Raw genomic sequence first — 3,356 nt, 5'->3', positions numbered from 1 at the left:
ACGTCGAGGTCGTCGTTGCCCAGACTTTGGTGTTGCTTTAGCTCGTGGATGGCGCTGAGCCCGCCGATGCCAGCTCCAAGAATCACTAGTTTTTTCGTCATATTTTTCACCTCGCGATTGGACTGCTCTGTTTTATGGGATCGTTACTTCTGAATGCGTATATTTTGGGGTCTTGTTCACTTTGGGTTGCGGCGCTCGACACTGCCTCTTCTGCCTCTTCTGGGAAGGCTGACCGGTACCGCCAAGATGGTTGGTGGCATAGCGGTTTGGTGTCGTAGCGGTGCATGCTGGGGTTCGTACTGTTGGTTTTCCGACGGTGGTCATGGCGTCGCGGTCAACGGTGGAGGCCCATTTTTCGGGGGCTGTGCAGCTGCGAGAACTCGGCGGTACTCACTATTCACCACCCACGTAAATGACATCGGAATCTTCGAGGCGTGCTTTCATGTTTTCGAGTAACCCGATGAGGTACGGTGTTTTGCAACGAGTGTCGATAATTCCTCCTGACCTTATTCCGAGGTGATTTCGGCGGATGTTGGCACGTGGTGCTGGGGTGTAACCGACTCCGACACACCGGGTGCGGTGACGGCGTTGCCGTCCTGGGTTGCGCAGCAATCGGTCTTTCTCGATGAGGACGCGGCGCCGCCGCGGCGGGTGGCGCCTAAGCGCTGGCCGACGGCGACGGCGATCATGGTGGCGACGGCGAGGACGGCGATGGTGCTGGTGTGCCCGGCGATCCAGGTGGAGGCGACGGCGGCGACGTGGCCGAGGTGGTTGCCGGTGGTGGTGGTGCGGTGGACGACGGCCGGGTACCAGTACCAGGCCAGGTAGGCGCCGGTGAGGATCAGCACCGCGGCGGTGATGCGGGTGGCGTGGCGGGCGAGAACGCCCAAGCGCCGGGTCAGCGCGGCACCAGCGGCGGCGGTGCCGACAGCGACCAGCAGCAGGACTGCACCGGACCCGGTGGCGTAGGCGGCGAAGACGGCGACCAGTCCGGCGTAGCTGGCGGTGGCCTGGGCCTGGGCGATGACCGCCAGCAGCACCCCGACGGTGCAGGACAGGGAGGCGACGGCATAGCCGACGCCGAAGGCGGCCAGCCGCCATCCCCGGGTCGAGGCGGCCGGGGCGGGTGCGGCGGTGGGCAGGCGCAGCCGCACGGTGCGACCGGTGAGCATCACCGCGCCGAGCAGCAACAGCGCCAGCCCGGTGACCAGCCCGAGCCAGGGCGCCAGGTGGATGAGGGCGCGCGCGCCCACGCTGATGGCCAGCCCGGCGCCGGCCAGGGTGCCGGCGAAGCCGATCGTCAGCGCGGCGGCGGCGCGCAGGGCGCGGGCCAGCCGCACCGGCAGCGGCGCGGCATCGCCCAAGGTGTAGCTGATCCAGGCGGGCAACAGAGCGAAACCGCACGGGTTGGCCGGGGCGAGCATCCCGGCGGCGAAGGCCAGGCCCAGCAGGCCGTTCATCACTTGGCCCCCGCGGCGGTGAGGGTGGCCTCGATCTTGTCGGTAGGCGGGTCGGTGGCCCGGAAGGTGACCTTGCCGGCGGGGTCGACGACGATCAGGGTGCTGATCGCGCTCACCTGGTAGGTGCGCGACAGCACGGCGTCCTTATCGATGGCGGCGGGCAGGTCGGGACTGCCGATGCTGCGCAGGAAGCCGGTGATCGCGTCGGCGGAATCGTGGGGATCAATGTCCACGGCGAGGAACTCGGCCTTGCCGCCGACCGTGGTCGCGGCCTTGGCGAACGACTTCGCGCCTTCGGCGCACTCACCGCAGCCAACGGAGAAGAAAAACACCGCGGTGGGTTTGCTGCCGGGCACCCGCACCGCTTTCCCGGCGAGGGTGGTCAAAGTGGCGGCGGGCGGGCCGGCGGGCCGCGGATGAGGCACGGGCTGTTGGGCCTGTTGCGGACCCCCGCTGTGGGTGGCGCAGGCCGCCAACACGAGCCCGGCGGTGGCAACCGCGACCACGGCGGCCGCGGCACGGTGAAGATAGCGGCGGCGGGTAGCAGGGCGTGGTGTCATTGGCGGTGCGGACCTTTCTCGCGGTCACGGTCGGGGCGCGGCGGTACACAGCAGTGCTCGGGCCGCTCGCCGCCCACGCGGCCAGCGCGGCGGATGACCGCGGCGGCGAGCATGACCGTAATCAGCAGCAGGGCTGCCGCGGCGATCAGCCACAGGCTGCTTCGCGCGCCTGCGGCGGCGAGCAGGCCACCGGCGATCAACGCCGGGCCGGCGCAGCACAGCACCACCAGCAGCCCGCCTGCGGCCACGGCCAGCGGGCCGGACCATCCGGAGCGGTGACGATCGGTCATCGAGAGTCGGTCCTCTCACTCGGTGGTGTGGGGATATACGCATCCATGCGGGTGAGCGCGGCGGCGTTGTCGGCGACCAGCGAGCGGGCCAACAGCACCAGCTCGGCCACCGGCGGATCGGTCGCCGTGCAGTCGGGCGAACCGGCCCTCCCGGCGCACCTGCACGTAGCGACAGTCGGCCAGGCACGCCGGATGGGAGTGGCGACCCGGTCGACCGGGGTCATTCCTGTGCACGCTTCCCACGGCCGGCGCCCGTGGTGGGGCAGCCGTCGGCGTCCAGGCAACCCGAGCTGCTCAAGCGGCGCAGGCTCCACCAGCCGATGGCTACCAGCAGCAGCACGATGCCCAGGTCGATGAACAGCGCGTTAGGGGCCAGCGCCTCCATGATGCTTGCGCTGCCGGCGGCGCTGACCCCGACCAGGCCGACCACCGCGGGCAGCACCGCGGTGCAGCAGAGCCCGGGAACAACCGCGCCCAGCGCGCCGAGACCGCCCAACGCCGCCCGTGTCCCGGTGGCGCGGCGCTGGGCGGGCGCGTGACGCAGGGCGAAGACCTGCACGGTGAGCACGGCGGCTACGGTTAGCCCGAGCACCACGCTAAACACCGCGTCTTGGCCGGTGAGGTGACCATAGTTGGAGGCCGCGACGTGACCGGTGTGCTCGGCGGGTAGCAACAACGCGTAGCCGAGCACTGCGATCACCGAGATGGCCGTGAACACCCACTGCGAGGGGCGGTCGCGGGCGACGGCGGCCAACGCCGTCACAACGCCCGCACGGGGCGCAGCGGTGTGTACCGGGTCGGCATCGCCGGCGCGTGGCGGGACGGCAGTGTTCATGACGAGGACTCCTTGCGTGACGGGTGCGACGTGGCCGGGTCGGCCGGGCCGGGTGTGGGGATGCGCACGCACGCCGCCAGCGCGGCGGCGTTGTCAGCGGCCAGCGACCGGGCGAGCATGACCAGGTCGCTGATTCGGGGGTCGCCGACGGAGTAGCGCAGTTTGCGGCCGTCGCGTCGGGCGACGACGTAGCCGCAGTCGGTGAGGCACG

The 3,356-nt window shown here is 70.1% G+C and carries 5 protein-coding genes; all 5 read right to left on the bottom strand.

What is annotated here, in order from left to right; translation table 11 throughout:
- Nucleotides 1-506: 506 nt before the first annotated feature.
- Complete coding sequence (locus ABDV69_RS20725) at nt 507-1,460, bottom strand: cytochrome c biogenesis protein CcdA (protein ID WP_343577667.1); 954 nt, start codon at nt 1,458-1,460, stop codon at nt 507-509.
- Nucleotides 1,460-2,020 carry a TlpA disulfide reductase family protein gene (locus ABDV69_RS20720; protein ID WP_343577666.1) on the bottom strand — a complete coding sequence of 187 codons (561 nt, stop codon included), beginning with the start codon at nt 2,018-2,020 and terminating at the stop codon, nt 1,460-1,462. The genes ABDV69_RS20725 and ABDV69_RS20720 overlap by 1 nt, the downstream gene beginning before the upstream one ends.
- Nucleotides 2,017-2,310 (bottom strand): hypothetical protein, encoded by a 294-nt coding sequence (locus ABDV69_RS20715; protein WP_343577665.1) that lies wholly within the window; start codon nt 2,308-2,310, stop codon nt 2,017-2,019. The genes ABDV69_RS20720 and ABDV69_RS20715 overlap by 4 nt, the downstream gene beginning before the upstream one ends.
- 220 nt (nt 2,311-2,530) lie before the next feature.
- Entirely contained in the window at nt 2,531-3,145 is a 615-nt protein-coding gene (locus tag ABDV69_RS20710; RefSeq protein WP_343577664.1) for a hypothetical protein, read from the bottom strand.
- Nucleotides 3,142-3,356: helix-turn-helix domain-containing protein (locus ABDV69_RS20705; protein WP_343577663.1), on the bottom strand; the 215-nt coding region annotated here is incomplete at its 5' end. The genes ABDV69_RS20710 and ABDV69_RS20705, both read right to left, overlap by 4 nt.

The organism is Mycobacterium sp. (assembly GCF_039583785.1).
Lineage (GTDB): Bacteria > Actinomycetota > Actinomycetes > Mycobacteriales > Mycobacteriaceae > Mycobacterium.
Note: the sequence above shows the minus strand (reverse complement) of the source record. Positions and strands in the feature narration are given on the sequence as shown.